Origin of the sequence: Dactylosporangium fulvum (genome assembly GCF_025137375.1) — a bacterium.
GTDB classification, from domain to species: domain Bacteria; phylum Actinomycetota; class Actinomycetes; order Mycobacteriales; family Micromonosporaceae; genus Dactylosporangium; species Dactylosporangium fulvum.
The window spans coordinates 787,824-813,462 of the sequence record NZ_CP073720.1; the positions used below are offsets into that span (position 1 = coordinate 787,824).

The following is a 25,639-nucleotide window of genomic DNA, read 5'->3' on the forward strand; positions in this document are numbered from 1 at the left end:
CGGGCGAGTCCAGCACGACGATCGAGGCCGCCGAGGCTGACGGACACCGGCCGGCCAAGCCCGCCGGCGCCTGATCGGCATGGCCGCGCTGGCGCCGGCCGTCGCGGCCGTGCGGACCGCGGTCCGGAGGAGCCTGGCTGCGGTCGAGCCGGCGCTCGTGCCCGGTGACACGGTGCTGGTGGCCTGTTCCGGCGGGGCCGACTCGCTGGCGCTGGCCGTCGCGGCGCGGTTCGTCACCCACCGCATGCGCGTGCACTGCGGCATGGTGACCGTCGACCACGGCCTGCAGGACGGGTCCGCCGAGCGGGCCGCACGGCTGGCGGGCTGGGCGCGCGAGCGGGAGTTCGCTCCGGTCGACGTGCGCAGTGTGAAGGTGGCCGGGTCGGGCGGGCCGGAGGCGGCGGCGCGTGACGCCCGGTATACCGCGCTGGCCGCGGCCGCCAAGGCCCACCGGGCGGGGCTCGTGCTGCTCGGGCACACCCGCGACGACCAGGCCGAGACCGTGCTGCTCGCGCTCGCCCGCGGCTCGGGGCCGCGCGGGCTGGCGGGCATGCCGGAGCGGCGTGAGCGGCACGGGGTGCTGTTCGTGCGGCCGCTGCTCGACGTCAGCCGCGCCGACACCCGGCTCGCCTGCGAAGCCGACGGCCTCGTGCCGTGGGACGACCCGCACAACAGCGATCCGGCATATGCCCGGTCGCGCATCAGGCCACTCGTCGAGGCGCTCGGAGCCGGTGTGGTCGACAACCTGGCGCGCACCGCCCGGCTGGTCGCCGCCGACAACAACCACCTCGACGAGCTGGCCGCGGACGCACTGGAGAAGGCGCTCGACGGGCCGGCGGCGCTGTCCGTCACCGCGCTCGAACGATTGCCCGCACCCGTGCGCACCAGGGTGCTGCACGCCTGGGTGCGGCGGCTCGGGGTGCCGGGCAGCGCCTTGTCGTATCGGCACGTGGTGGCCCTCGACGCACTCGTCGTGGACTGGCACGGGCAGGGACCCGCCGCGCTGCCCGGTGGCGTGAGCATCGCCCGGCAGGACGGCAGATTGCACGGGCGTCATTGACGCCGGCGGATGCACGGCACGTCTCGTACCACCTAAGATCATTCGGTGTCGAAAGACCTTCTTGCGCGCAAGCCGTTGTTCGCGCCCCGCGGTGTCGTGGCCACGAGTCAGCCGCTCGCGGCGTCCGCCGGGCTGGCGGTGCTGCGCCGCGGTGGCAACGCGATCGACGCGGCGGTCGCCACCGCGATCGCGCTGACGGTGCTCCAGCCCGGCTCGAACGATATCGGCAGTGATCTGTTCGCCCTGGTCTGGGACGGTTCGCGGCTCCATGGTCTGAACGCCTCCGGCCGGTCTCCCGCCCTGCTCACGCGGGACCTCGTGCTGGACCGGGAGCCCGCCGCGCTCGCGTCGGCCGCGCTGGGTGGCACCCAGGCGACCGCGACGCAGGTCATGCCGGCACGCGGCTGGCTGCCGGTGACCGTCCCCGGCGCCCCGGCAGGCTGGCGTGACCTGCACGAACGCTTCGGTTCGCTGCCGTTCGCCGACCTGTTCACCGACGCGATCGCCTACGCCGAGCACGGCTACCCGGTGTCACCGACCGTCGCCCACCACTGGGGCCGCGCCGCCGAGGTCGTGCACGCCGACCTGGTCGGACCCGAGTTCATCGAGTGGGCCCGCGTCTTCACGCCCGGCGGTCGCGCGCCCAGGGCAGGGGAGCGGTTCCGCAATCCGGACGCCGCCCGGTCGTTGCGCTCCATCGGCGGTACCGGTGCCGTCTCCTTCTACCGCGGCGAGCTGGCCGAGGCGATGGTCGCGCACGCCGAGCGCACCGGCGGCCTGCTCCACGCCGACGATCTGGCGAGCCACGAGTCCACGTGGGTCGACCCGATCTCCGTGCGGTACCGCGGGCACGACGTGTGGGAGCTGCCGCCGAACGGGCAGGGCATCGCCGCCCTGATCGCGCTCGGCGTCCTCGACGGTCTTCCGGCGTCACCGTCGCTGCACCAGCAGTTGGAGGCGATCAAGCTCGGCTTCGCCGACACGCACGCCCACGTGGCGGACCCGGCGTTCCACGCCCACCCGGCGGAGCTGCTCGATCCGGCGTACCTCGCCGGCCGCCGCACGCTGATCGGCGAGAACGCCGCCGAGTACCCGACCGGCGACCCGCTGCGGGGCGGCACCGTGTACCTGTGCACCGCCGACAGTGACGGGCGCATGGTCAGCCTGATCCAGTCCAACTACATGGGCTTCGGCTCCCACATCGTGGTCCCGGGCACCGGGTTCAGCCTGCAGAACCGCGGCGCCGGATTCGTCCTGGACCCGGTTCACCCGAACGTGGTCGCGCCCGGAAAACGCCCTTTCCACACGATCATTCCGGGTTTTCTGACCCGGGACGGCGCGGCGGTCGGGCCGTTCGGCGTGATGGGCGGGCACATGCAGCCCCAGGGCCACCTCCAGGTCGTGCTCTCCACGGTCGACGACCTGCTCGATCCGCAGGCCGCGCTCGACAGGCCGCGCTGGTACTGGCACAAGGGGCTGGAGGTGCAGGTGGAGCCCGGACTGGCCGGCGCCGTCGACGAACTGCGCCGCCGCGGTCACGACGTGACGGTGGTCGACGCGCCGGGTGCGTTCGGCTACGGGCAGGCCATCTGGCGCACGGACGCCGGCTATATGGCTGGCTCCGAACCGCGCGCAGACGGTGTGGCAGCAGGATTCTGAGTGCGACGCGGGTCTCCTCGGGGGTGACCCGGCGTCGATCCGGCTGGACCGATAGGGCAGGCTAGGCCTATGGCCGACGGCAACACCTGGCATTCGTCCGACATCGACCACGTGATCGTCAGCGAGGAGCAGATCCGCGAGAAGACGGCGGAACTGGCCAAGCAGGTGGCGGCCGACTATGCCGACGTGGAGTCGGTGCTGCTGGTCGGGGTGCTCAAGGGTGCCGTCATGTTCATGGCCGACTTCGCGCGGGCGCTCGGCCGCTCCGGCCCGCCCGTCGAGATGGAGTTCATGGCCGTCTCGTCCTACGGGCAGGGCACCACGTCCTCCGGGGTCGTTCGGATCCTCAAGGATCTGGACCGCGACATCGCCGGTCGCCACGTGATCGTCGTCGAGGACATCGTCGACTCCGGGCTGACGCTCTCCTGGTTGCTGAAGTACCTGGAGAGCCGCTCGGCCGCGAAGGTCGACGTCGTCGCCCTCCTGCGCAAGCCCGACGCGCTGCGCGTGAGTGTTCCGGTGCGGTATGTCGGATTCGACATTCCCAGCGAGTTTGTGGTCGGATACGGCCTGGACTACGGGGAGCGGTACCGCGACCTGCCGTTTGTCGGAGTGCTCAAACCCTCCGTATACGGGCGCGGCTGACCTGGGTTTCCTGAGAGTCTGCTGAGAGCACCTCCTACCCGGCCGACGCCGATCCGCGACTGCCGGTGCCACGGTGTACCGTCAAATGGTCGCGAGCGTCAGCGAACCCACCATGCGGACGTTCTCGACATCGCGTCGGCACAGTGGGTCCGGCGTGGTTGACGGCCTTACGGATGGAGGGGCCGGGCGCTGCGTGCGCCCGACGACAACATGGAACGTACCCGTTTGTTCCGCCGGCCGGTGGTCTGGATCCTTTTGGTGATCATCGGTGCCATCGTGCTCAGTTCCTTCTTCACGTCCGGCCCGAGCTACACGAAGGCGGACACGTCGCTCGTGTTCGATCAGCTCCGGTCGGGCAACGTCACGAAGGCGGTGATCCAGGACAAGGAACAGACGCTCAACCTCGACCTCAAGAACAAGGTCAAGGTCAAAGGCAGCGACACGAACAAGATCCAGGGTCAGTTCTCCTCCCAGAGCGCGGACGAGCTGCAGAACGAGCTCTCCGAGCTGAAGTCGCAGGGCAAACTGCAGGACTACAACGTCAATGTCACCCAGGACAACATCTTCATCAGCCTGCTGATCAACCTGTTGCCCATCGCGGTGCTCGTCGTCCTCCTGCTCCTGTTCATGTCGCAAATGCAGGGCGGCGGTTCCCGCGTCCTCAACTTCGGCAAGTCGAAGGCGAAACTCATCTCCAAGGACACGCCGAAGACGACCTTCGCCGACGTCGCGGGCTCTGACGAGGCCGTTGAAGAACTGCACGAGATCAAGGACTTCCTGCAGGCACCGGCGAAGTACCAGGCGCTGGGTGCGAAGATCCCGAAGGGCGTCCTGCTCTACGGCCCGCCCGGCACCGGCAAGACGCTGCTGGCCCGCGCGGTCGCCGGCGAAGCTGGCGTACCGTTCTACTCGATCTCCGGCTCCGACTTCGTCGAGATGTTCGTCGGTGTCGGTGCGTCCCGGGTCCGCGACCTGTTCGAGCAGGCCAAGGCCAACGCGCCGGCCATCGTGTTCGTCGATGAGATCGACGCCGTCGGCCGCCACCGCGGCGCCGGCATGGGCGGCGGTCACGACGAGCGTGAGCAGACGCTCAACCAGCTGCTCGTCGAGATGGACGGCTTCGACACCAAGGGCGGTGTCATCCTGATCGCGGCCACCAACCGGCCGGACATCCTCGACCCGGCGCTGCTGCGCCCGGGCCGCTTCGACCGGCAGATCGCCGTCGACCGGCCCGACATGGAGGGCCGCAAGGCCATCCTGCGGGTCCACGCGAAGGGCAAGCCGTTCACGCCCGACGTCGACCTCGACTCCGTCGCCCGGCGCACGCCCGGCTTCACCGGTGCCGACCTGGCCAACGTCATCAACGAGTCCGCGCTGCTGGCCGCCCGCAACGACAAGCGGGCGATCACCAACGACTACCTCGAAGAGGCCATCGACCGGGTCATCGCCGGCCCGGAGCGGCGCACCCGCGTCATGAGCGAGCACGAGAAGAAGGTCACCGCGTACCACGAAGGTGGCCACGCGCTGGTCGCCTGGGCGCTGCCCCACTCGGCGCCGGTGCACAAGGTGACCATCCTGTCCCGTGGCCGCTCGCTCGGGCACACGCTGGTCCTGCCGACCGAGGACAAGTACACGCAGACGCGCTCGGAGATGATCGACACCCTCGCCTACGCGCTGGGTGGGCGGGCCGCCGAGGAGCTCGTGTTCCACGAGCCGACCACGGGTGCCGGCAACGACATCGAGAAGGCGACGGCGCTCGCCCGGGCGATGATCACGGAGTACGGCATGAGCGCGAAGCTCGGCGCCGTGAAGTACGGCACCGGCGAGGGCGAGCCGTTCCTCGGCCGGACCATGGGCCACGAGCGCGACTACTCCGAGAAGGTCGCCGCCGAGATCGACGGCGAGGTCCGCTCGCTGATCGAGATCGCGCACGACGAGGCGTGGGAGATCCTGGTCGAATACCGTGACGTCCTCGACACCATCGTCGAGGAGCTCATGGAGAAGGAGACCATCTCTCAGAACGACATGGCCCGCATCTGCGCCCGTGTCGTGAAGCGGCCGCCGATGGCGCCGTACAGCGTGAACGGACGCCGCCGGCGCGCGTCGATCGAGCCCGGTGCCAACGGCGCCGAGGTCGGCCAGCCGGTGAGCGTCACCACCGACGGCGATCACGTGCGGATCGTCAGCGGTGGAGAGACCCCGGACGGCTCCAACTGAGCGAGATCAGCAGCACCGAGCCCGACGTCGACGGTGACGGCGCCGGGCTCGGTGCTGAACTGGACCAGGTCGTGCTGGACCACGTCGCAGCCCGGCTGGTGAGTGGCAAGCTGGGCGGGGTCGAGGTCGAGCGCAACGTCGACCTCAAGCGCATCGAATCGGCCGTACGGGAGATCCTCATCGCCGTCGGCGAGGACCCGGATCGCGACGGTCTGCGCAAGACACCCGCCCGGGTCGCGCGCGCCTACGCCGAGCTGTTCGCCGGCCTGCGCGTCGACCCCTCCCAGGTGCTCACGACGACCTTCGAGGCCGACCACGAGGAACTGGTCCTCGTGCGTGACATCGAGGTCATGTCGATGTGCGAGCACCACCTGCTGCCGTTCCACGGGGTGGCCCACATCGGGTACATCCCCGGGCACGACGGACGGATCACCGGCCTCTCCAAGCTGGCCCGCCTCGTCGAGGTGTACGCGCGGCGGCCCCAGGTGCAGGAGCGCCTCAACTCGCAGATCGCCGACCTGCTGATGACCCAGCTCAACCCGAGGGGTGTCATCGTCGTGATCGAGTGCGAGCACATGTGCATGTCGATGCGCGGCATCCAGAAGGGCGGTTCGCGCACGATCACGTCGGCGGTGCGGGGGCTGCTCCGCGACGACGCCAAGTCGCGCGCCGAGGCGATGTCGCTGATCCTGCGCGGCTGACACGATTGGCGGGGCGTCGGGTTTCGGCCCGGCGCCCTTTTTGTGGGTCGGCTTTACGGCGTCAGCAGCAGGACGCCGCCGAAGACCAGCAGCGGGATCAGGGCCAACAGGCTGATCACCATGCCCAGCACCGGGGTTCGTGACGTGGTGTGCCGGGTCATCGCGCCGATGGTCAGCCAGCCCAGGCCGAACGCGATGGCCGGAAGCACCAGGGCGCAGGGCAGCGCCACGATGCTGACCTGGCTGCTCCGCTCGCCCGCGAGCAGGGTGGGGATCTGCACGATCGCGGCGAGGATCGCGAAGCAGAAGTAGACCGCGGCGTTGAGCCAGACCCGCCGGGCGGAGGCGGCCTGCCGCCCGGGCGCCGACAGCGCCGCCTCAGACTGCTTCAGACCGGCCGCAGCGACCCGCAGGGCAGTGGATACCCTCCCGGGCACCGATTCGGGCGCTGGAGGGCTTACAGGGCGCACAGCACCGGTTCCGACGGCCCCGCCGCCCCCGGTCGCCGGTGTTCCGCTGACAGGGATCCGCGGGATGGAACCGGTCGTGTGAGCGTTGTGGGCCATCGGTACGGCCCCCGGCACCCGCGGCCCGGCCGGGGTTCCGGGCATCGCGGCGGCGGGCCGCCCGTGGATCGCGGCGGGTGTTCCCGGCATGGCGGTGACGTGTTGTCCGCGGATGGCGGCGGGTGTTCCCGGCATGGCCGCGGTGTGGCGTCCGTGGGTCGCGGGTGCCTGGCCGGACGGCGTCCCGGGCATCGCGGCCGGCGGCATCTGCGGTCCGGCCGGTGTCCCGGGCATGGGCGCGGCGTGCCGTCCGTGCGCCGCAGTTCCCGCCGGGGTGCCCGGCATGGCGTGCTGCGGCATCACCGGGGCGGGCGGAGCGCCCGGTATCGGGCCGGTCACCGGCATCCCGGGGATCGTGCCGGTGTGCACCCCGGGCGTTCTGCCTGTGTGCATGCCCGAGGCGGCGGTGTGCGCGGCCGATGCCGGCAGGCCGGACACGCGGGGGGCGGCCGGGGTGCCCGGAGGCAGCGGCGGAGCGGAGATCGGGGGCGCGCTCACCGGAAGGGTCGCCGTTCGGGTGCCCTGCTGCCAGCCCATCGCCGGGCCGCCGCTCGACGGCGGCGGGGGAGGGGCCATGGGGGCTCCCCGGCCCCTGCCCGCCGGCTGCTGAGCGCTCGTCAGCGCGGCGCGGGCCGCCTGGGTCTCCTGCCACGAGGGCTCGTACTCGATCGGGCGCCCGCCGGCCTCACCTGCCACCTCGGCCAGGAACGCGCGGTGGTGTGCGAGCTTTGCCCGTACTGCTGCCAAATCATCACGGGCGGCCTTGAGCGCTGCCTTGTGCTCGGCCACGACCGCGATCACTTCGCGGCGGACGACGTCGAGCCGTTGGGCGGCGGCGACGTATTCCAGCCAGGCGGTCCGGCTCGGCTCACCCACCGGCGTGGGCGGCGTGTTCCACGGGCCGCCGAGTTCCGCGCAGACGCGGCGGACGAGTTCGGCCGGCGGGTCGGGGTCGAGGTACACGGGCGCGTTGAGGCGGGCAGGGGCGACGCCGGTGCCGGAGAACGTGGTGCCCGGCGGATCACCGACCCAGGCATGCGGGTTGCGGATCGCGATCTGGGTCGCGTGCGGCAACGGCGCCTGCGTCGTCTCGGCGGTCAGTGGCGGCGGCGGCCAGCCGGCGGCGATCAGGTGCAGGCGGCCGGCCGGTCCGGCGTGCGCCAGGCCGGCGATCCGGGCCAGGTCGCGCCCCTCGGTGAGCTCGGGCAGCGAGGCGATGACGATGAGCAGTGTCGGTCCGGGGCCGTCGGTGCGGGACGCGAGCCACTGCTCGCCCTCGTCGAGCACCGCGCGGAGCCCTTCGGCGTCCGTGGCGGGCGGCGGCATGATCGACTCGATGCCGGTGAACCAACTGAAGGTCGCGCCTTCGACGGCGTCGATGGTCCGGATGCGTACCGAACCGGGCGGTGACGACGCCAGCAGACGCAGCACGAGGCTTCGGAGCAGCCCGGCGACCCGGCTGTCCCGTGCGTCCGCGTCGACGGCGATGTGTCCGGCCCGCAGCAACGGCACGACGACCGGGAATCGGGCGTCGTCGAGGGGGTGTGCCTGCCCGACGCGCACGAAGGTCGGCGGCAGCGGCCCGCCGAGCGGCGTGGCCGGCGCGAGCGCGTCGAGCCGCGCGCCCAGCCAGCCCGGGGCCAGCAGCGCGGCGTCGGAGCGCAGCCCGGCTGCGAGGTCGTGCTGCTCGGCATACTGATCAACGGGTGCGGCGGTTGGGGAGTATTTGTCGAGGATCGGCCCGGCGGCGGCGACCAGCGCAGCGGTGTGCCGATGCTGCGCAGCCGCTCGCTCGATCCGTGACCGCAGGCGTGCCACCGTGCCCCTTCCGATCCAAGCCAGATGCGGGAACGGTAACGCAGTCCGGTGACCGAGTCAGCAGGCACACTGGTGGCTTCACGTTCGTGCAGGTGACCGGCCACGTCAGGTGGCACTCTCTTCCTTTTGCCACCTGCCTTCGTTCCCAGGTTTGCTCCCCTCGCTCGTCACCTTCCGCTCCTGTCTGCTTCCTATGGCGGCTCTCCTGAAGGTCCTTCTCTGCGGGTCTCCCGGCTTCTTCTGCAGGTCTTTCCCGGCTCCTTCGGTTCGTCTTCGCTGTTCGTCGCCGTTTCTTCGCTCGGCTTCGTTCGTGTTCGGGCTTCATCGGGCTTCTTCGGGCTTTCCGGGCTTCTTGGCGCGGCTTCGGGTTTCTCCGTGCGGCTTCGGCTGCTTCGCACGGCTTGTTCGCACGGCTTGTTCGCACGGCGCGGGAGTGTGCCGGTCTGGCGGCGGGCGGATAGCCTCTGGGACGTGGACCCATCGAAGCCGAACGAGCCGGAGATCGATCAGAGCAGGCCGATCCCCAGATCCCGTCCGGGTGGCGAGGAGGTCCTGGAGGGCGAGATCATCGGACGGGATGTGCCGCTGGGACGGTTGCGGCCCCCTCCGTCGAGCCCTCCGGGCCCAGCGAGCAAACCGATGGGGGTCCGCAGGACGCTACTTTTGGTGCTGGTGTCGGTGACAGCGCTGGTGTGCTTGGCAGGTTCGCTGACGGCCTATTTCTAGTACGACAAGGCCACGACGCCGGAACGAGGCACGCCAGCTGTAGCACTGGAGCAGTACATCTCGACGAAGTTCTCAAGTCGAGATGAGGCGCGTGCACGACTGTTCGTCTGCTCCGATCCCACCTTGGATGCTGTCGAAGATTTGCTGAGGCAAATCAAGGAGCGGGAAGCGCAAACGAAAGCTGGATTTACGGTGACTTTGTCAGACCTATCCGTCGTGCAGGACAACTCCTCAGCGACAATCGAGACGAATCTCAACATTGCCGCAGGCGAGGTTGGTGGCGCCAGTTCGCTCGCCATCCAGCGATGGGAGTTCAAGCTGGTGGAATCAGACGGCTGGCGCGTTTGCACCGCGAAAAAACTGTCCTGACCTGCTTATTCACTCCACCCACAGGAGGTGTATCGGGACCTCCAGGGTTTTTGGTGCCTGGCCGCTCCACGCCCACCGGTACCAGTCCAGTTCCCGGCACACCCGGATGCAGATGTCGCCCTCCGTGCTGTTGTACGGCTCCGTCACCGCTCTCAGGTCACGCTCATCCGACGCCGTCTTGTCGTCCGGGCCGGCCACCCGTACGACTCGCGAACCCGTCACGGCTATGACGTCCTTGGCTCGGCGTGGGGGGCGCGGGGGCGGGGCGTCCAGCGAGACCAACCGTGCCACGAGGTCGGTCGCCTCAGTCTGGGTCACCGCGGAGGATGTGCGCTCGACCCACACCCGCTCCAACGGTACCAACGGTGCAAAAACCTCTGTCTGCTCGGCCTCCGCGCGGTACCACTCCTGCTCCGGCAGCACCGGGACGTACGTGCGGCTCGCCTGAACCACCGTGTCGTCGATCCGCAGATCGTCGCGCCAGCCCAGGCCCGGCATCCCGATCACCGCGCGGCGGCCGCGCAGCTCGCGGATCGCTCCGGCGGGCACGTATTCGATGCCTGCCGGCACCCGCTCAGCATTGCCCGCGAGGAGGTCCCAATCGGGCAGGTCGTCGGACGGGAACTCGGTCACGGCTCGACCCCCAGCGGCGCGCCCATGCGTTGCATGAACTGGACCGGATCCACCGCGCCGTTCTTGCTCGAATCGTTGTTGATGTGCGTTTCGAAGTGCAGGTGCGGGCCCGACGAGTGGCCGGAGGTGCCGGAGACGCCGATCTCCTGACCGGGCGCGACGCTCTGGCCAACCACCACACTCGGCCGTTTCACCATGTGGCAGTACCTCGTGATGATGCCGTTCGCATGCCGGATGTCGACGTACCAGCCGCAGCCGCGCACGCTCGGTGAGCCGTCGCGGTCACAGCCCCAGTCGGCGCCGTTCGGGCCGATCGCGTTGCACCGCGCCTTGATGACCTGGCCCCCCGCGGCGGCCCGGATGATCGTGCCCCTGGGGACGATGATGTCGACGCCCTGGTGGGTCGGGCGGGAAGCGGTCCGGAAGCCGGAGCCGACCTTGCCCTTGACCGGCGCGATCCAGCCGGACGCGGCCATCTGCCCGGCCGCGACGCACCGCAGGTCGAACTGGTTGCCCACGGCCCGGGCGGCGCCGCCGGTCAGCGAATTGACGACCGTCGTCGCGGCCTCTTCGTGTTTCGCGTACGCGTTGGGGTACGCGCTGCGCTGCACCCGCTGCGCGGCCCGCGTCAGCGACATCGACTCCCAGCCGCGAACCGTCAGGAGCTTCTCGTAGAACTTCCGGGAGGCGTACTGCGGATCCATGATCTGTTCCGGCGTGCCCCAGCCGGTGCTGGGACGCTGTTGGAACAGTCCGAGCGAGTCGTGGTCGTTGCGGCTGCCCAGGTGGGGCAGGTTGCGCAGGCTCGACTCCTGCATCGCGGTCGCGACGGCGATGACCCAGCCGCGCGGCGGCACCTTCATGTCCTGACCGACACGGACGATGATCGCGGCGTTGCGGACCTGCTCGGGGCCGAGCGATCGGTGCGTGGGCAGCTTGGCCGAGGCGTCGACGAGCTCGCCGTTGCCGCATCCGGCCGCGTAGTCGACCGTGTTCCGCGCCGCGTCCATGAAGAACGAAACCACCCCGCCACTGCAGCACACCAGGATCAGTACCGTGGTCAGCGCGATCAGCAGGGCCGGGCGGATCGTGCGCCTGCCGCCACCCTCGTCCAGGCCGTCCGTGGCCTCGAGATCGCTCACGCAGCCTCCCAGTCCAGCCCCGTGACCTGCCAGCGCCCGTTGACGATCTGCAACTCGAGCACGATGGTCCCGCCGTCGGCGGGGAACCGGGCGGTGACGTCCTGGCCGAAGTTCTCCATCGCGACCGGACCGGTGATCGCCGAGGCCGGGACGTCGTTCGGGTCGGTCTCGGCGAGCTCGGTCATCAGCTCCGCCGAGGCGTGCGGCTTGAGCCCGGCCCGCCACTGGTCGCCCGACTGTCCTGGTTTGCGCAGCCAGGCGTTGGCAAACCGGGTGGCCACCGTCGTCGCGTCGGGCGCATCCTTGCTCAGCGAGGGCGCGACCGAGCCGGGCTCGTCGTCGACACTGTCGTCGCCGACCGAGCTGAACGGGTCAGGCGTCGTCTCGACGGGCGCGACGGTCGGCCCGAGCGCGTCGTTGGGCGGCCCGTCGGTGCGGCTGTCGAAGATCGTACGACCGAAGCCCACGACGGCGAGGACGATGACGACGAGGACCAACGCGATGCCGTACCGCGTGCCGAGAAGACGCAGGACCGTCCGCATCGCCCGTCACCCCGGCAGGCTCGCCGACTCCGGCCGCCGTGCCGGCCCTCGGTCGGCACGGGTACGGTCCGAGTCTGGCCGGTAGATCGAATAGGACGGTGCGTTCTCAGCCGGCACGTCAGGCTCTTCCCAGCGCGGCTCCCGCCGCTGGCGCTGCGGTGCGTCCTGCCGGCTCGACCGCTCCTCGGGCTGCTCGCCGCCGTCGTGCCCGGACCGGCTGGTGCCGCTCCCGACGGCGAGCGAATCCTCGGTCCGCGACTCGGGTCGCTGCTGTGTCTGCACGCTTTCGCCCCGCCGCTGGCTCCGAGGCTCGTCGGTACCTCCGGCGTCAACGATCTTCAACGCCGCAGCTTGGCGGACGTCCCGCAGGAACAGCCGGTGCCAGCTGCCCGCGGAGGTGATCGCACGGGTGGAGTCCTTGCCACCGAGTTGGGTGATTCGCCGGTACGGCCGGAGCAGCAGCCAGCCGACAACCCCGGTGAGCCAGATCAGCAGTACCTGGAGCCACCCCGCCAACGACGCCGTTCCGAGAATCAATGTGACGGCAAAGAGGTATATGGCCGACCCGGTACCGAAGATGATGATGTTGAAGATCGCCGCGATGACAGCGTTGCCGAGCCGCCGCAGGCCGGCGTTGGCTGGCCGCAACAATCCGACGGTTCCCAAGATCGGCGCCGCAATGACGGCCCACCGGAAAATCAGGAAGCCGAGGATGACCAGAACAGAAGCGGTGATGTCAAAGAGAGCAAAGAAGAGGGCGGACAGAATAGCAAGGAATCCCGCCCCGATCCGGTCCATTCCTTTGCTGCCCTGAAGGTGCTCATAGGCTTCTGGGTCCTCGGTCTTGATTTGCTCGGCAATCCGCATCCACCGCCGTTGCTTCTCCTCCTGCTTGACTTGTCGCATTTTCGACTCGATCGGAGGCCCCGGCCGCTTCTCGCGGATCCGCTTCTCCTCGTCGTCCCTCGCGCGCTTCTCGTCGGCCCGGATGAGTTCGATTTCCTCCCAGCTGAACGACTTCGCATCATAGAGCGCTGGGCCGTACTTCTTCGCTGTCTCGCTGTCTGCTGACCCCAGGGTGCCTCGCAGCCAGTTCTTGTAGAGCAGTCCTTCAACCACTGTGTCGCTCGCGCGGACCGCCGGCGGTCGCGTGTCTATGCAGCCTTCCGGCTCCAGGTTGTTGCAGCGTTCGGGTGACACGGTCGCGTCCGGAGGGCCAACTGCGTCGTGAATTACCCCTAGGCTGGAGGTAAGGGTCTTGTCGGCGAGACCAGCAGACCAAGTGGGCCACGCGGCGATGCCGGTGATCAAAACCATCACGAAGATTGCCCAGCCTGCAGTGGTTACTGCACCGGATAGGTCTGATTGACGCGACCGCCACAGCAGATAGAGGCCGACCACGGTCAGCGTGACCGCGCCAAAGGCGGTGAACACCTTTGCGTAGATCGCACGCGTGGCCTGCTCTACGAGTGGGTCTGCCCATCCCCACATGTAGCTTGGATCCCAGGCGCGCTCTCGAATCGCATTTGAAGCACCGAGAACGGCTGTTGCGAACGAGAACTCGCCGTTGGCCATGGTGTTTTCAAACTCTGCGCTTGGATTGGTTACCGTTGAGACGCACTTGAGGTCATAGGTCTTGAAATCGTAGCCGGCATAGCCGTAATCGCTGTACTTGAACCGTAGGCCAGTCTTCTTCGACGATTCCGGTTGCTGGGCGAACCAACCCGCCATGCCGGAGTCTGGAGCACTCGGGGTTGGGGCGTCCAAGCAGCTCACCTTGGATTGGATGTCCACCTGGAGGCGGTTGGCGCAGTTCTCGAAGTTGGTCGGGACCCGCCACTCCTCGACGGTGCACAGCGGGTCGCCTGGGGCCTGGGGCGGCGGGGCGGCCGAGGCTGGGGGAGCGAACCCGCCGAACAGCGTGGCCATCGCCGTCACGATGATCACGGCCGCGTACACGGGAAGGCGTCTCACCGATCGTCCTCCGGGTCGTCGTCGTGGACGTCCACGACCTCACCGCCGACAGTGTTGCCGGACGGTGCACCCCCCGGTGTCGTGTCCAGGTAACGCAGCAGGTCTCGAACGTACGAGACGTCGACGCGGACCTTCTGGACGCGTCCGTCGACGTCGCGCATCACGAACTCGCGGAACCCCAACCGCGAGGACGAGCTTGTGTCCACCTGGGACAGTGCGGCCAAGGTCTGCTCGTAACCCACATCTGTCGGGACGCGGAGCAGGCGGAGCGCCTCGGCGGCGATTTCGGAGTCCTCGGCGATCCGGCCCACGAAGACCGTCGACACGAGATTCTGCACGTCGAGCCCGAGGATGTCCTTCGGGTTCTGGGAGGCCACCAGCGCCGCGAGGTTCCACTTCCGGGAGTCGCGGGCGAGCCGGACCAGGAACGAGCGGCCCGAGCGCCATCCCTCCATGAAGTGCGCCTCGTCCAGGCCGACCAGCTTGCGCTGGGTCATGTCGCCGCCGTAGCAGCGACGGACGGCGAGCCGGTGCGCGGTGTGCAGCATCGGCAGGGCGAGGGACTCCTCGGCCGACCAGTACTCGCGCTCGATCTTGAGGTCGGGCAGCCGCAGGCCCGCCATGGTGATGACCGTGAGTGCGGCGTCGGCGCCCAGCAGCCCGGCCGGCGGCGAGCCGAAGAACAGCATCGCCAGCGGCATCTCCGCGGTGTCGAGCAGCAGGTTGCCGAGCTCGAGGGCCTCGTGGTCACCGGTGTCCCGCAGCGAGCGGATCACGTCCTCCAGGGTCGAGGACTCCTCCGCCGGCACCTGCCGGACCGCGTGGCGCAGCATCGTGGCCGTCGACGCCTCGCGGGCGACCTGCGGCGGCACCAGCATCATGCAGATGTCCTGCACCAGCATGCGGCGCTCGGCGCGGGCGTTGGACACCGCGATCTCGAACTCGCGGTCACCGCCGCCGCCAGCGGCGTAGTGCGACCGCTGCGGGGTCGGGATCAGCGAATACGGCGCGAGCGTGCCCTGCTCGGAGCCGGTCAGGTTGAGCACCCGTGCGTAGGGCGCCAGCTCCGGCATCGCGCACAGCCGGGCGAGCGGCCCGGACGGGTCCAGCAGCGTGACCTGCACGCCGCGGCGGGCCGCGAGGTAGCCGAGGGCGCCCATGAGGGTCGACTTGCCGCCGCCGGGCTCGGCGACGAAGACCGCCAAGCCGGAGCGCTCGCGGACCTCCATCGGGAAGTGCAGGTCGAGGAAGACCGGACGGCGGGAGGTGCCCGCCGTACGACCGATGAGGTCACCCCGGCGGTCACCGACCGTCGACGCGGCCTGCGGCAGGCCGGCCGCGAACAGCTTGACCGGCATGCGCCGCACGTAGCCGGTGTTGGCCAGCGGCTCGCCCGGGATGAACTCGCGGGCCAGCCAGTCCTGGTTCTTCGGGTGCTGGAGGGCGAGCCGCATCTCGCGCGAGTACATCTGTGTGACCCGGCGGGCCCGCTCGAGGCACTCCTCGCGGGTGCGGCCGCCGACGGCGATGCGGTGCCAGCCGTGGGCGCGGGACGAGTCGACCGGCAGGCCGGTGCTGATCTCGTCGCCGATCGTCAGGGCTCGCTTGGCGAGCCGCTCCAGCTCCGGCGGCGCGTCGATGCCGTGCTCGCTGTAGTCGGCCTGCTGGGAACGGATCAGCCGGAGCCGGTGCTCAAGATTGCGGAACGAGTCGCCCGGGCCGAGGATGTCGATCCGCGACGAGAGCTCCATCGGCCAGGGCAGCCGCTCGTGGAAGTGCAGCCACGGCTCGTGCCGCTCGGGGATCTCCAGGGGCTCCATCCGGCCGACGGTCAGGACGGCGACGTGCCGCTCCTCGCCACTGACGCGGTTGACGAGCTTCACGGTCGAGCCGTAGGGCGTGCGGTACCGCTCCACCTGCTCCGTCAGCGCCAGCAGGTCACCACGGTCCCAGCCGCCCTCGAGCGTGGTGATCTGCCCCGGCGGCGACATGCACAGTGCCACCGACCGGTACAGCAGCCACTCCAGCTCGAACGTGGTCACCCGCCGGCCGCGCATGCCGAACGCGCCGAGCACCTCGTCGAACTGCTCGACAGTGCGTGCCATCCGGCGCCGCTCGGCGTCGGCGACACCGCGCTTGAACAGGGCGCCGATCCGCTCGGCGAACGTGTCGCCGAGCGTGCGCCGGGCGAAGGCGATGCCCAGGTAGGTCTGGCCCTCGGCGTGGTTGATCGACAGCAAGTGCTTCTGTGCGGCGACGAGGTGGTCGGACCAACTGGGGGCGTGCGGCACCGAGGGCAGCGGATGCGGCGTGTTGCCGTCGACGACCCGCGCCCACTGGTCGGCCGGGAACGGCCGGGTCGTGCGCCGCAGGTGGAGCCGGAAGCCGGCGAGGCCCGCATACTGCTCGGAGATCGCCGACAGGAGCGCCTCGCGCTCGGCATCCGGCCGGAACGCCCACCGCACCTCGGGCAGCCAGTACCACGCCGTCACCGTGTTGGGCGTGAAGGTCAGGTGCCCGGCGATCTCGGTGATCGCCAGGTCGACGGCGGCGGAGCGGTCCTTGTGCCGCGGCTTCGGGGTCCGGTCCAGTGGTGTCTTGCGTCCCCGGCTGGGCGGCGGCGTCATGCGCGGCGGCCGGGGTGGCGGCAGGGTCCGGCCCGGCGCCTCGGCGGGCGTGCTGCGGGTGGGGACACCGCGGGCGGGCGGCGGTGGGGTGCGCCGGGCAGGCGGCGGCACGAGCTCACGGCCGGGCGCCGACCTGAGCCCTTTCGGCGGGGCGCCCTTGGCGGCGGGCGCACCCTTGGCGGCGGCGGACGGGCCGGCACCCAGCGCGGGACGCGAGCCGACCCCGTTGGTCCGGGTGCTCTCGGTGACCGGCGTCCGGGGCGCGACCCGCTTCGGCGCGCGCAGATCCTCCGGTGCGCGGGGTGGTCCGGAGGCGGGTGCGGCGGAGATCGGAATGCCGGAGATCGGCCGCTCGACGCCGGCGGGTGGCGCGCCCGCGGTGGCGCCGCCGGGCCCCAGCGCCCGCAGGCGATCGCGCGGCCGCCCGCCGGGTGGGTCGTCGAAGAGGCCCAGGAACGGCGAGTCGACGTCGGCCGCGGGCTGTGCGCTCACCGGCCGATCGGCGGCTCTGCCCGTGCCGTTGCCGTTGCCGCTTCCTGTGCCACGGAACATCGCCACGCGACCGTTCTCGGCGGCCGCGCGCAGGCCGCCATCGTAATCAGTTGACTGCGTAGCGTCGTCATCGAGGTCGGGCCGGTCGGAGTGCCCGCCGGTCCGGCGCGGCGGCGGATTGGTCATGCGAGATCACCGGTGAGTTCCGGCCGGATGCGCACACGGGTGGCGACCAGTCGGGCGTCGCGCTGCTCCGTGCTCGGCTCCCGGGTATGGCGCCAGTCGGTCAGGGCGGTGCGGACCACCATCCGCGCGGGGCGGTCGGGGTCGACGTACCGGAAGATCAGGGAGGTCGCGACGATCGCGAGAGCGATCTCGTATGCGGGGAAGTAGTCGACCTGCAGCGTGATCAGGTAACGGATGAACATGAACAGCGGCACGAGCAGTGCGAACACACCGTACTGCGCGTAGGGCAGCTGAATCGGCAGGGTGTAGCCGGGCGGCCCGAGATAAACCAGGCGGGCCCGGTAGATGTCGTCGTCTGTACGCAGCCGCATGGTTGGCCCGGCCTACTTGAACAGCAAGTCGATCAGCGATCCGCCGAAGAAGAACAGCGAAGCGGCGCCGGCGACGAACGCCAGGCCAATGATCGCGATCGCCGAACTCGTGAGGACCCGGGAGACCTCTCCCTTGCTGGCCCTGCCGATGAAGATGACACCGAGAGCCGCGAGCAGGATCGGTACGATCTTGGTCGCGAAGAAGTTCAGGATGCCGTCAGTGTTGATCTCCTTCGGTGCCGGCGCGGGTGTCGGCGCCAGGGCGATCGCATCCATGGCGCGTGCGGCGTCGCCCCACATCGCCTGGCCGATCTCCAGCAACATCATCAGACCTCCCCGGAGGCGCGGCGGGCGTGGTGCACGTCGCGCGTTAAGCCTCGCCGAAAAGACGACCCGGTGGTACAACCCCGGCTGCTGTGTCGCCCTCCGGCGGAACCTTATCCAGGCGTTTGCCCTGGTAATTGCCCATTGTCGGGTTTAACGGTCCGAATAACGTTCACTTGCAGAGAGTACGTTGCGGCCCCCTATCCAACAAGCTGACCGGTCCGGGGTCTGTGTGCACAGTGTGACTGCTGTGACGACCCGGACGCGGGCCGTCAAAGTTGTCGCAGGTCGCCACCCGACACCCGGATTGAGTTGAGTACCTTCATTCAAGTGATGCTCTTGCGACGTCCCCCGCCCGTGGTGATGGGCGTGCTGAACGTGACCCCCGACAGCTTCTCCGACGGCGGTCGCTACGCGGACCTCGACGCCGCCGTGTGCCATGCCCTGCAGATGCGCGACGAAGGCGCCGACGTCATCGACATCGGCGGCGAGAGCACCCGGCCGGGCGCGGACCGGGTCGACGCCGAGACGGAGCTCCGGCGGGTGCTGCCGGTGATCGGCACCCTCGCGGCCGAGGGCGTGACGATGAGCATCGACACCACCCGCGCCGCCGTCGCCGCCGCGGCGATCGAGGCCGGCGTCGAGCTGGTCAACGACGTCTCCGGCGGGCTCGCCGACCCCGACATGGCCCGGGTGGTCGCGGACGCCGGCTGTCCGTGGGTGCTCATGCACTGGCGGGGCCACTCGCGCCGGATGGCGGACCTGGCCGTCTACGACGACGTGGTCAAGGAGGTCTGCGCCGAGCTCATGGAGCGGGTCGATGAGGCCGTCGCCGCCGGGGTCGCACCCGACCGGCTGATCCTGGACCCCGGCCTCGGCTTCGCCAAGAAGCCGGAGCACACCTGGCGTCTCGCCGCCCACCTGCCCGACCTGATCGCGCTCGGCCATCCGGTCCTGGTCGGGTCCAGCCGCAAGTCGCACCTCGGCCGGCTGCTCGCCGACCCCGGCGGCGACCCCCGGCCGACCGAGGAACGGGAGGCCGCGACCATCGCGACCACCGTGCTGTCGGTCGCCGCCGGTGCGTGGGGCGTGCGGGTCCACGAGGTCCGTGGCAACGTTGACGCGATCAAGGTGTGGCAGGCGACGAAGGCGGCGGGATGACGACGGACCGGATCTCGCTGTCCGGATTGACGGTCCGCGGCAACCACGGCGTGTTCGACTTCGAGCGCCGCGACGGCCAGGACTTCGTGATCGACGCGGTGCTCGAGCTCGACCTCGCGCCGGCCGCGGCCTCCGACGACGTCGCCGACACCGTGCACTACGGCGAGCTGGCCGAACGGCTCGCGGAGGTGGTCGGTGGCGAGCCGGTCAACCTCATCGAGACCCTCGCGCAACGCCTCGCCGACGTGTGCCTCGCCGACCCGAGGGTACGGGTGGCAACCGTGACCGTGCACAAGCCTCAGGCTCCGATCCCGTTGCAGTTCGCCGACGTGGCCGTGACCGTGCGTCGGTCCCGGTCATGACCCGCGCCGTGCTGTCGCTCGGCAGCAACCTCGGCGACCGGGAGGCCCACCTGCGCGGTGCCGTGGCGGGTCTCGGCGAGACGGTGATCGTGGTCTCCGGGGTGTACGAGACGCCGCCGTGGGGTGATCCGGACCAGCCGCACTACCTCAACGCCGCCGTGCTGGCCGCCGACCCGGCCGCCGGTCCGCGGGACTGGCTGGCGACCGCGCAACGCCTCGAACGGGCGGCCGGGCGCGTGCGCGACCCGGAGCGCAGGTTCGGCCCGCGTACCCTTGACGTTGACGTGATCGCCGTGTGGGACGACGACGGCCAGCCGGTGACCACCGGCGACCCGGAGTTGACGCTGCCGCATCCGCGGGCCCACCTGCGGGCTTTTGTGCTCCGGCCGTGGCTCGACATCCAGCCCTACGGGCAGTTGCCGGGTCACGGATGGCTCAACGACCTGCTGCGCGCCGACCCGGTCGCCGGCGACCTCGCCGACCTGCGCCCAAGAGCTGACATCCACCTCGAATCGTGATCTGGAGCGGAGACGATGGCCACGCCGCCACCCGACGATCCCAACGCGAACGGTCCGAAGGGCCGGATGGAGCCGACCCGTCCGGCCACGCTGGCCATCGCGGCGCTCGCCATGACGGCGCTGTCCTGGATCGGCATCAGCAACCTGTGGAACGACATGCCCACGCTGCCGTGGCTGCCCCCGCTGACGCTCATCGGGCTCGCGATCTTCGAGGGTTTCGAGGCGTACTCGACGCGAAACCGGATCCTGCGTAAAGCGGGCGCGGGTCCGCTGCAACCGCTGGTCATCGCCCGGTACGCCGTCCTCGGCAAGGCCTCGGCGCTGGTCGCGGCCCTGTTCGGCGGCATCTACATCGGCATGTCCTCGTGGCTGCTCACACAGCGTGGTGTCCTCGCCAAGGTCTCCGAGAACCTCCCGCAGGCCCTGCTGGGCGTCGCCGGTTCGATCGTGCTGGTCGCCGCGGCGTTGTGGCTGGAGCGCTCCTGCCGCGTCCCTCCGGGCCGGCGCGACACCGACCTGCCCAGGCAGGGCCGCAAGGACGGAGCCGACCGGGCCGAGGACGACCAGGTCGCGTAGCGCCGGTCCGGATCGATCGACGACCGTAACAACATCATGGTCTTCCGGCCTGGGGACTGTCGCTGGTCACGATCCGCGGTTACTGTGCGACCCGTACGGTCCGGTTGGCAGGAGGCGCACCGATGGCGTACGACGACTCGCGGTTCCGTGGCGAGCCCGGGTTCCGCGAGGAGCCAGACTTCCGCTCCGGCGGCGTCCCCGAGGACGCGCCCACGCTCGGCGTGGCCAACCAGTCCGTCTACACGCCCGGTGCCTATCCGGCCTCGTCCGACTACAGCGTGCCACCGGGCGAGAGCACGCTCGGCCTGGCGGCCCGGCGGGCCGCGCCGAGCGCGGCGCAGCTCGACGACGTCTTCGACGACCCGGAGCACGGCGAGCCCGGCCGCGACCGGATGGCTGTCCACGCGCTGTGGGAGATGGTCCTGCTCCTCGCCGCCGCCGCGCTGCTCTACCTGCTGCGCGACGCCCAGCCGGCGGCTCTGCGCGGCGACGAGTTCGAGTCGCTGATGCTCTCCGTGGCCGAGTTGGGCCTGGTCGCGGTCGCGATGGGGCTCACGCTGCGCGCCGGCGCGGCGAACCTGGCCATCGGCCCGATCGCCTACGCCGCGTCGCTGTTCTTCGCCGGCAACTCCGATCGTGGCCTCGCCATGACGGCCGGCATCACCGCACTCGTCGCGCTCGGCGTCGGCGTGGTCGTCGCGGTGCTCGTCGTCGGCTTCCACGTCCCCGGCTGGGCCGTCAGCCTGGGTGTCGCGCTGGCGCTCATGGCCTGGATCGCCGACCAGAACGGCGCGAAGGTCGTCACGGGCGCCTACGACCCGCACGACCACGCGCTGTGGTGGCTGCTCGCCGTGGCGGTCATCGCCGTCGCCGGCAGCCTCATCGGCCTGGCCCGGCCCGTCCGGCGCGCGGTCGGCCGGTTCCGTCCGGTGTCCGACCCGGCCCGGCGGCGCGGCGGCGGTGCCGCCACGATCACCGGCCTGGCGATCGCCGGCTCCGCACTGCTCGCGGCCGTCGCCGGGGTCCTGACCGCCCTCGACACCCGTGAGATCGTCACGAGCCAGAGCGGCATGTCCGCCGCAGGGCTCGCGACGACCGGCCTGGCGCTGGGCGCCGTGCTGGTCGGCGGCACCTCGGCCTATGGCCGGCGGGGCGGCATCTTCGGCACGATCCTCGCGGTCGCCGTGATCACGCTGCTCCTGCGCTACTCGGCGGCCGAGGAGTGGAACGTCGCGCCGCTGGCCGTCGCGGGCGGCGCGATTGCGATCGGGCTGGTCGTCACCCGCCTCGTGGAGACGTTCGGCCGGCCGAGCACGGCCGCCGACGAGCCCGACGACGCCTGGACTCCGCCGCCGGTGACGCTGCCGGTGGAGCGCGACGAAGAGGCGTGGTCGTCGTCGCGGACCAGCGGCTGGACGAGCCAGTTGCCCGCCCGTACGACCGACGACGGCTGGGGCGCCGAAGAACGCTGGGGCACGCGCTGACCGGACATACCGGGCCGGAATCGTTGACGAGCGCTACGCTTTGGTCATGACCGACACCCGCCTGGCCGAGCTCGACGCGCTGTCCACCGAGGAATTGCGGGACCGCGCCTTCAGCCGGGCCCGCCAGCGGCGTGACCTGAAGTTCTTCTGGAATCTCTTCACGCTGGTGACGCAGAGCGACAAGGACACCCAGGACGGCTGGCTGGGGTCGCTCGACGCGACGATCGACGACGCGGTCGCGCTGTGGCGCGAGGCCACCGACCACAGCTACGGCGAAAACGAGCCGCTCGTCCGGGCCGCGTTCATCGACTACCTGATGTCCAACCCGTGACCTTTTGCGAATGACATTCAGGCAGTTACCTGCTTCTGTTTAGGATTTTTGTTTCCCGGGCCTAATCCGGGGCATGGCAGTTACCCGATCGCGCTACCGCACCGCGACAGGCGCCGGCACCTTGGTGGCCTTCCTGCTGGTGCTGATCTTCGGCAGCCCGTGGTATGTCGACTGGGTCCAATCGGGCAACCGGGGCCTTTTCCTGGAAACCCTCGCCTGGCCGGCGTGGAGCTTCGACACCGACGCCTCGGTGCGCGACCTGCTCGCCGCCGACCTCAAGGCGATCCTGGTGGTCGTATTCACGGCGCTGTTCATCACGCAGCTCGCCAGCGCGCGCGGCACCGTCTCGGCGATCCTGACCGGCTGGGCCGCATACCTCTTCGCGGCGGCACTCGCCGCCCTCGTCACCGCGTTCATCCTGGCCAACGCCTCGGTCGCCTCCGCCGTGGTGGCGGCGACCGGCGGTGCCGGCTACGGCCTCATCGTCGGCTGGATCGTCGGCCTCGCCTCGATGGCCGCGCGCCGCCCGTAGTCAACCCGCGTCGATCATGCAGTTGTGCTGGCCGACAAACCCGGATATATCGGGAGTATTGCGGCACCACAAACTGCATGATCAACGCAGTGCTGGGGGTGCGGTGTCGGACTCGGCCAGCACCACCTGGACATCGGCGGCCGTCAGTGCGCCGATCGGGGAGTCGGCGTCGGTGACCACCACGGCGCCGTTCCCGGCCGCGAGCATCGCCCCGAACGCCTCCCGCAGCGTCGCGCCGGCCGGCACCCGCGGGGCGTTGTCGCCCACCTCGGTCACCGGGCGCAGGCGGTCCCGCGGGATCGGGGTCACCGACAGGCGCATGATCCCGCGGTCCTCGCCGACGAACCGCTCCACGAACTCGTTCGCCGGTTTGGCCAGCAGCTCGGCCGGCGTCGCGTACTGCTCCAGGTGCGCGTGATCGGAGAGCACCGCGATGCGGTCGCCGAGCTTGACCGCCTCTTGGAGGTCGTGCGTGACGAGGATCGTGGTCTTGCGCACCGCCTCCCGCAGCCGGAGGAACTCGTCCTGCAGGCGGCCCCGGTTGATCGGGTCGACGGCCGAGAACGGCTCGTCCATGAGCAGCACCACCGGGTCGGCGGCGAGGGCACGGGCGAACCCGACCCGCTGCCGCTGCCCGCCGGACAGCTCGTGGGGATAGCGTCCCGAATACTGCCCCGGCGGCAGGCCGACCAGTTCCAGCAGCTCGTCGGTGCGCTCGGCGATCCGCTTGCGGTCCCAGCCGAGCATCCGCGGCACGGTGCCGACGTTGGTGCGGACCGTCTGGTGCGGGAACAGGCCCACGTTCTGGATCACGTAGCCGATCGTCCGGCGCAGCCGCACCGGGTCGGCGCGGGTCACGTCCTCGCCGCCGACCAGCACGCGGCCGCCGCTCGGCTCGATGAGCCGGTTGACCATCCGCAGCACTGTCGACTTGCCACAGCCCGAAGGGCCGATCAGGACGGTGACGTCACCGCCGTCGACGTCCAGGCTCAGCTCGTCGACCGCGACGGTGCCGTCGGGGTACACCTTGCGCAACCGATCGAGCGTGATCGGCGTGGCGCCGGGCTTCGCGGTACCGTCCACGCATGTCCTTCCTGGCTCGCGGTGAGGCGGGCAATCCCTGGTTCTCCTGGCCTTATGTCCGGGACAACTACGAGACGATCCGCGACGCCCTCGTCGACCACCTGGTGATCACGGTCTCGACGATGGCGATCGCCGCGGCCATCGCCATCCCGCTGGCGGTGCTGGCGTACTGGGTGCGCCCGCTCGCCACGCCGATTCTGACATCAGCCGGCGTGCTTTACACGATTCCGTCGCTCGCCCTACTGGCATTCCTGGCCCCGTTCCTGGGGACCGGACGCACCCCGGTGATCGTGGCTCTGGTGCTGTACGCGCTGATCATCCTCATCCGCAACTCGCTGACCGGCCTGATGCAGGTGCCCGGTGACGTGCGCGAAGCGGCGACCGCGATGGGCTACGGCAAGGTGGCACGGCTGTTGCGTGTCGAACTGCCACTCGCGCTGCCCGGCATCCTCACCGGCCTGCGGCTGGCGACGGTCTCGACAGTGGCGTTGGTCACTGTCGGTGCGGCGGTCGGCTCGCAGGGTGGGCTCGGCGGGCTGATCCTCAGCGGCTTCCGCAACAACTTCTACAAGGCCCAGATCGCCACCGCCGCGCTCGTCTGCGTCGCGCTCGCGCTGGTCCTCGACGTCCTGCTGATCGCGCTGAGCCGGGCGCTGACCCCGTGGACGAGGAGCCGCGCGTGAACGCCATCAATGCGATGTTCGTCTGGTTCAACGACCCGCTGAACTGGACCAACCCCGACGGCATCCTGGTCCGGCTGCGCGAGCACCTGGAGATCTCGTTCCTGGCGGTGCTCTTCGGCTGCCTGATCGCCTGGCCGCTCGGCATCTGGCTGGGCCGGCGCGGCGCCGCCTCCGGCGTGGTGGTCCTGCTGTCCAACCTGACCCAGGCCGTGCCGGTGATCGCGCTGCTCACGATCCTGTCGCTGAGCCCGCTGGGCATCGGCAAGCCGGCCGTGGTCGTCGCGCTGGCCGTGTTCGCGCTGCCGCCGCTGCTGGCCAACGCGCACACCGGCATGCGCGAGATCGACCCGGAGGTCCGCGACGCGGCTCGCGGCATGGGGCTGCGCGAGTCGGAGATGCTCTGGCGGGTGGAGTTGCCGCTGGCGGTGCCCTACCTGGCTACCGGCCTGCGCATCGCGACGACTCAGGTCGTGGCGACCGCCGCCCTGGCGACACTGGTCAACGGCGGCGGGCTCGGCAACATCATCTCGGCCGGGTTCGGCCTCGGCCCGGGCCGCGGCGACGCCCAGATCCTGGCCGGTGCGGTGCTCGTCGCAGGGCTCGCGCTGCTCATCGACGGGCTGATGGCGTTGGTGGAGCGGAAGATCACACCGAAGGTCCTGCGGCAGGCGGCGGGCCGTACGTGAGCGCTGTCATGACAGGTCGTTACGAAAACGTGCCTGCTTGCGGTTGCCGATTGCCCATCGGCGGAGTTGCCTATTCGGAAGCGGGCGGACTTCATTGCCGATAGCGCCGTCCGTCGGACACGCGGCCGGTCGACGTGATCGCGCCGGGACACGGAAGGCGGGCCATTTTGC

Annotated in this window: 24 protein-coding genes; 15 read left to right on the forward strand and 9 right to left on the reverse strand. The window is 70.3% G+C overall.

Features of this window, described 5'->3' with window-relative positions; all coding sequences use genetic code 11:
* The first annotated feature begins 79 nt into the window (after positions 1-79).
* From tilS to folE, 5 genes are all read left to right on the forward strand, one after another.
* On the forward strand, positions 80-1,060 hold the full coding sequence (tilS, locus tag Dfulv_RS03585) for a tRNA lysidine(34) synthetase TilS (protein WP_259861179.1): 981 nt from the start codon (positions 80-82) through the stop codon (positions 1,058-1,060).
* 45 nt (positions 1,061-1,105) lie between these two features.
* Positions 1,106-2,719 carry a gamma-glutamyltransferase family protein gene (locus Dfulv_RS03590; RefSeq protein ID WP_259861180.1) on the forward strand — a complete coding sequence of 538 codons (1,614 nt, stop codon included), beginning with the start codon at positions 1,106-1,108 and terminating at the stop codon, positions 2,717-2,719.
* A 69-nt stretch (positions 2,720-2,788) separates the two neighbouring features.
* Positions 2,789-3,364 (forward strand): hypoxanthine phosphoribosyltransferase, encoded by a 576-nt coding sequence (hpt, locus tag Dfulv_RS03595; RefSeq protein ID WP_259861181.1) that lies wholly within the window; start codon positions 2,789-2,791, stop codon positions 3,362-3,364.
* 210 nt (positions 3,365-3,574) lie between these two features.
* Positions 3,575-5,581, forward strand: a complete 2,007-nt coding sequence (ftsH, locus tag Dfulv_RS03600; RefSeq protein WP_259861182.1) for an ATP-dependent zinc metalloprotease FtsH — start codon at positions 3,575-3,577, stop codon at positions 5,579-5,581.
* A gap of 59 nt (positions 5,582-5,640) precedes the next feature.
* The gene (folE, locus tag Dfulv_RS03605) at positions 5,641-6,282 is read left to right on the forward strand and encodes a GTP cyclohydrolase I FolE (protein WP_406567990.1); all 642 of its coding nucleotides are present in this window, start codon (positions 5,641-5,643) and stop codon (positions 6,280-6,282) included.
* A 53-nt stretch (positions 6,283-6,335) separates the two neighbouring features.
* Here folE and Dfulv_RS03610 read toward each other — a convergent pair whose 3' ends face one another.
* Complete coding sequence (locus Dfulv_RS03610; protein ID WP_259861183.1) at positions 6,336-8,666, reverse strand: hypothetical protein; 2,331 nt, start codon at positions 8,664-8,666, stop codon at positions 6,336-6,338.
* Positions 8,667-9,515: 849 nt separating this feature from the next.
* Here Dfulv_RS03610 and Dfulv_RS03615 point away from each other — a divergent pair.
* Positions 9,516-9,761, forward strand: coding sequence for a hypothetical protein (locus tag Dfulv_RS03615; RefSeq protein ID WP_259861184.1), 246 nt, complete (start codon positions 9,516-9,518; stop codon positions 9,759-9,761).
* Positions 9,762-9,770: 9 nt separating this feature from the next.
* Here Dfulv_RS03615 and Dfulv_RS03620 read toward each other — a convergent pair whose 3' ends face one another.
* The 7 genes from Dfulv_RS03620 to Dfulv_RS03650 form a co-directional block, all read right to left on the reverse strand.
* Positions 9,771-10,394, reverse strand: a complete 624-nt coding sequence (locus Dfulv_RS03620; RefSeq protein WP_406567920.1) for a hypothetical protein — start codon at positions 10,392-10,394, stop codon at positions 9,771-9,773.
* Positions 10,391-11,536, reverse strand: a complete 1,146-nt coding sequence (locus Dfulv_RS03625; protein ID WP_406567921.1) for a M23 family metallopeptidase — start codon at positions 11,534-11,536, stop codon at positions 10,391-10,393. Before Dfulv_RS03625 ends, Dfulv_RS03620 begins: the two co-directional genes overlap by 4 nt.
* Positions 11,533-12,078 (reverse strand): hypothetical protein, encoded by a 546-nt coding sequence (locus Dfulv_RS03630; RefSeq protein WP_259861185.1) that lies wholly within the window; start codon positions 12,076-12,078, stop codon positions 11,533-11,535. Before Dfulv_RS03630 ends, Dfulv_RS03625 begins: the two co-directional genes overlap by 4 nt.
* A gap of 6 nt (positions 12,079-12,084) precedes the next feature.
* On the reverse strand, positions 12,085-14,007 hold the full coding sequence (locus Dfulv_RS03635) for a DMT family transporter (RefSeq protein ID WP_259861186.1): 1,923 nt from the start codon (positions 14,005-14,007) through the stop codon (positions 12,085-12,087).
* 41 nt (positions 14,008-14,048) lie between these two features.
* A complete protein-coding gene (locus Dfulv_RS03640) occupies positions 14,049-17,132 on the reverse strand; it encodes an ATP-binding protein (protein WP_406567991.1) in 3,084 nt (1,027 codons plus the stop codon).
* 221 nt (positions 17,133-17,353) lie between these two features.
* Entirely contained in the window at positions 17,354-17,728 is a 375-nt protein-coding gene (locus Dfulv_RS03645) for a hypothetical protein (RefSeq protein WP_259861187.1), read from the reverse strand.
* Positions 17,729-17,740: 12 nt separating this feature from the next.
* Complete coding sequence (locus tag Dfulv_RS03650) at positions 17,741-18,055, reverse strand: PIN domain-containing protein (protein WP_259861189.1); 315 nt, start codon at positions 18,053-18,055, stop codon at positions 17,741-17,743.
* 330 nt (positions 18,056-18,385) lie between these two features.
* Here Dfulv_RS03650 and folP point away from each other — a divergent pair, with 330 nt between their 5' ends.
* From folP to Dfulv_RS03685, 7 genes are all read left to right on the forward strand, one after another.
* Positions 18,386-19,213, forward strand: a complete 828-nt coding sequence (gene folP, locus Dfulv_RS03655; protein WP_259867371.1) for a dihydropteroate synthase — start codon at positions 18,386-18,388, stop codon at positions 19,211-19,213.
* Complete coding sequence (gene folB / locus Dfulv_RS03660) at positions 19,210-19,575, forward strand: dihydroneopterin aldolase (protein WP_259861190.1); 366 nt, start codon at positions 19,210-19,212, stop codon at positions 19,573-19,575. The genes folP and folB overlap by 4 nt, the downstream gene beginning before the upstream one ends.
* Positions 19,572-20,093: a 2-amino-4-hydroxy-6-hydroxymethyldihydropteridine diphosphokinase gene (gene folK / locus Dfulv_RS03665; RefSeq protein ID WP_259861191.1), complete on the forward strand. Its 522-nt coding sequence runs from the start codon at positions 19,572-19,574 to the stop codon at positions 20,091-20,093. The genes folB and folK overlap by 4 nt, the downstream gene beginning before the upstream one ends.
* A gap of 15 nt (positions 20,094-20,108) precedes the next feature.
* Positions 20,109-20,669, forward strand: coding sequence for a DUF3180 domain-containing protein (locus tag Dfulv_RS03670; RefSeq protein WP_259861192.1), 561 nt, complete (start codon positions 20,109-20,111; stop codon positions 20,667-20,669).
* 122 nt (positions 20,670-20,791) lie between these two features.
* The gene (locus Dfulv_RS03675; RefSeq protein ID WP_259861193.1) at positions 20,792-22,153 is read left to right on the forward strand and encodes an ABC transporter permease; all 1,362 of its coding nucleotides are present in this window, start codon (positions 20,792-20,794) and stop codon (positions 22,151-22,153) included.
* A gap of 46 nt (positions 22,154-22,199) precedes the next feature.
* Positions 22,200-22,484 carry a hypothetical protein gene (locus Dfulv_RS03680; protein ID WP_259861194.1) on the forward strand — a complete coding sequence of 95 codons (285 nt, stop codon included), beginning with the start codon at positions 22,200-22,202 and terminating at the stop codon, positions 22,482-22,484.
* Positions 22,485-22,557: 73 nt separating this feature from the next.
* Positions 22,558-23,016, forward strand: a complete 459-nt coding sequence (locus Dfulv_RS03685) for a hypothetical protein (RefSeq protein WP_259861195.1) — start codon at positions 22,558-22,560, stop codon at positions 23,014-23,016.
* Positions 23,017-23,097: 81 nt separating this feature from the next.
* On the opposite strand, the gene Dfulv_RS03690 is transcribed toward Dfulv_RS03685, so the two are convergent.
* Positions 23,098-24,099 (reverse strand): ABC transporter ATP-binding protein, encoded by a 1,002-nt coding sequence (locus Dfulv_RS03690; RefSeq protein ID WP_259861197.1) that lies wholly within the window; start codon positions 24,097-24,099, stop codon positions 23,098-23,100.
* A 2-nt stretch (positions 24,100-24,101) separates the two neighbouring features.
* Here Dfulv_RS03690 and Dfulv_RS03695 point away from each other — a divergent pair, with 2 nt between their 5' ends.
* Together Dfulv_RS03695 and Dfulv_RS03700 are read left to right on the forward strand one after the other, a co-directional pair.
* A complete protein-coding gene (locus Dfulv_RS03695; protein WP_259861198.1) occupies positions 24,102-24,782 on the forward strand; it encodes an ABC transporter permease in 681 nt (226 codons plus the stop codon).
* Positions 24,783-24,796: 14 nt separating this feature from the next.
* Entirely contained in the window at positions 24,797-25,468 is a 672-nt protein-coding gene (locus Dfulv_RS03700; RefSeq protein ID WP_259867372.1) for an ABC transporter permease, read from the forward strand.
* Positions 25,469-25,639: the final 171 nt, after the last annotated feature.

Excerpts from the sequence above, each read along its gene's own strand:
- Dfulv_RS03670 (WP_259861192.1), top strand. The coding sequence starts at position 20,109 with ATGGCCACGCCGCCACCCGACGATCCCAACGCGAACGGTCCGAAGGGC.
- folP (WP_259867371.1), top strand. The coding sequence starts at position 18,386 with ATGCTCTTGCGACGTCCCCCGCCCGTGGTGATGGGCGTGCTGAACGTG.
- Dfulv_RS03680 (WP_259861194.1), top strand. The coding sequence starts at position 22,200 with ATGACCGACACCCGCCTGGCCGAGCTCGACGCGCTGTCCACCGAGGAA.
- Dfulv_RS03650 (WP_259861189.1), bottom strand. The coding sequence starts at position 18,055 with ATGATGTTGCTGGAGATCGGCCAGGCGATGTGGGGCGACGCCGCACGC.
- tilS (WP_259861179.1), top strand. The coding sequence starts at position 80 with ATGGCCGCGCTGGCGCCGGCCGTCGCGGCCGTGCGGACCGCGGTCCGG.
- Dfulv_RS03635 (WP_259861186.1), bottom strand. The coding sequence starts at position 14,007 with ATGGCCACGCTGTTCGGCGGGTTCGCTCCCCCAGCCTCGGCCGCCCCG.
- Dfulv_RS03675 (WP_259861193.1), top strand. The coding sequence starts at position 20,792 with ATGGCGTACGACGACTCGCGGTTCCGTGGCGAGCCCGGGTTCCGCGAG.
- Dfulv_RS03645 (WP_259861187.1), bottom strand. The coding sequence starts at position 17,728 with ATGCGGCTGCGTACAGACGACGACATCTACCGGGCCCGCCTGGTTTAT.
- Dfulv_RS03695 (WP_259861198.1), top strand. The coding sequence starts at position 24,102 with ATGTCCTTCCTGGCTCGCGGTGAGGCGGGCAATCCCTGGTTCTCCTGG.
- Dfulv_RS03700 (WP_259867372.1), top strand. The coding sequence starts at position 24,797 with ATGTTCGTCTGGTTCAACGACCCGCTGAACTGGACCAACCCCGACGGC.
- Dfulv_RS03685 (WP_259861195.1), top strand. The coding sequence starts at position 22,558 with ATGGCAGTTACCCGATCGCGCTACCGCACCGCGACAGGCGCCGGCACC.
- Dfulv_RS03630 (WP_259861185.1), bottom strand. The coding sequence starts at position 12,078 with ATGCGGACGGTCCTGCGTCTTCTCGGCACGCGGTACGGCATCGCGTTG.
- hpt (WP_259861181.1), top strand. The coding sequence starts at position 2,789 with ATGGCCGACGGCAACACCTGGCATTCGTCCGACATCGACCACGTGATC.
- folB (WP_259861190.1), top strand. The coding sequence starts at position 19,210 with ATGACGACGGACCGGATCTCGCTGTCCGGATTGACGGTCCGCGGCAAC.
- ftsH (WP_259861182.1), top strand. The coding sequence starts at position 3,575 with ATGGAACGTACCCGTTTGTTCCGCCGGCCGGTGGTCTGGATCCTTTTG.
- folK (WP_259861191.1), top strand. The coding sequence starts at position 19,572 with ATGACCCGCGCCGTGCTGTCGCTCGGCAGCAACCTCGGCGACCGGGAG.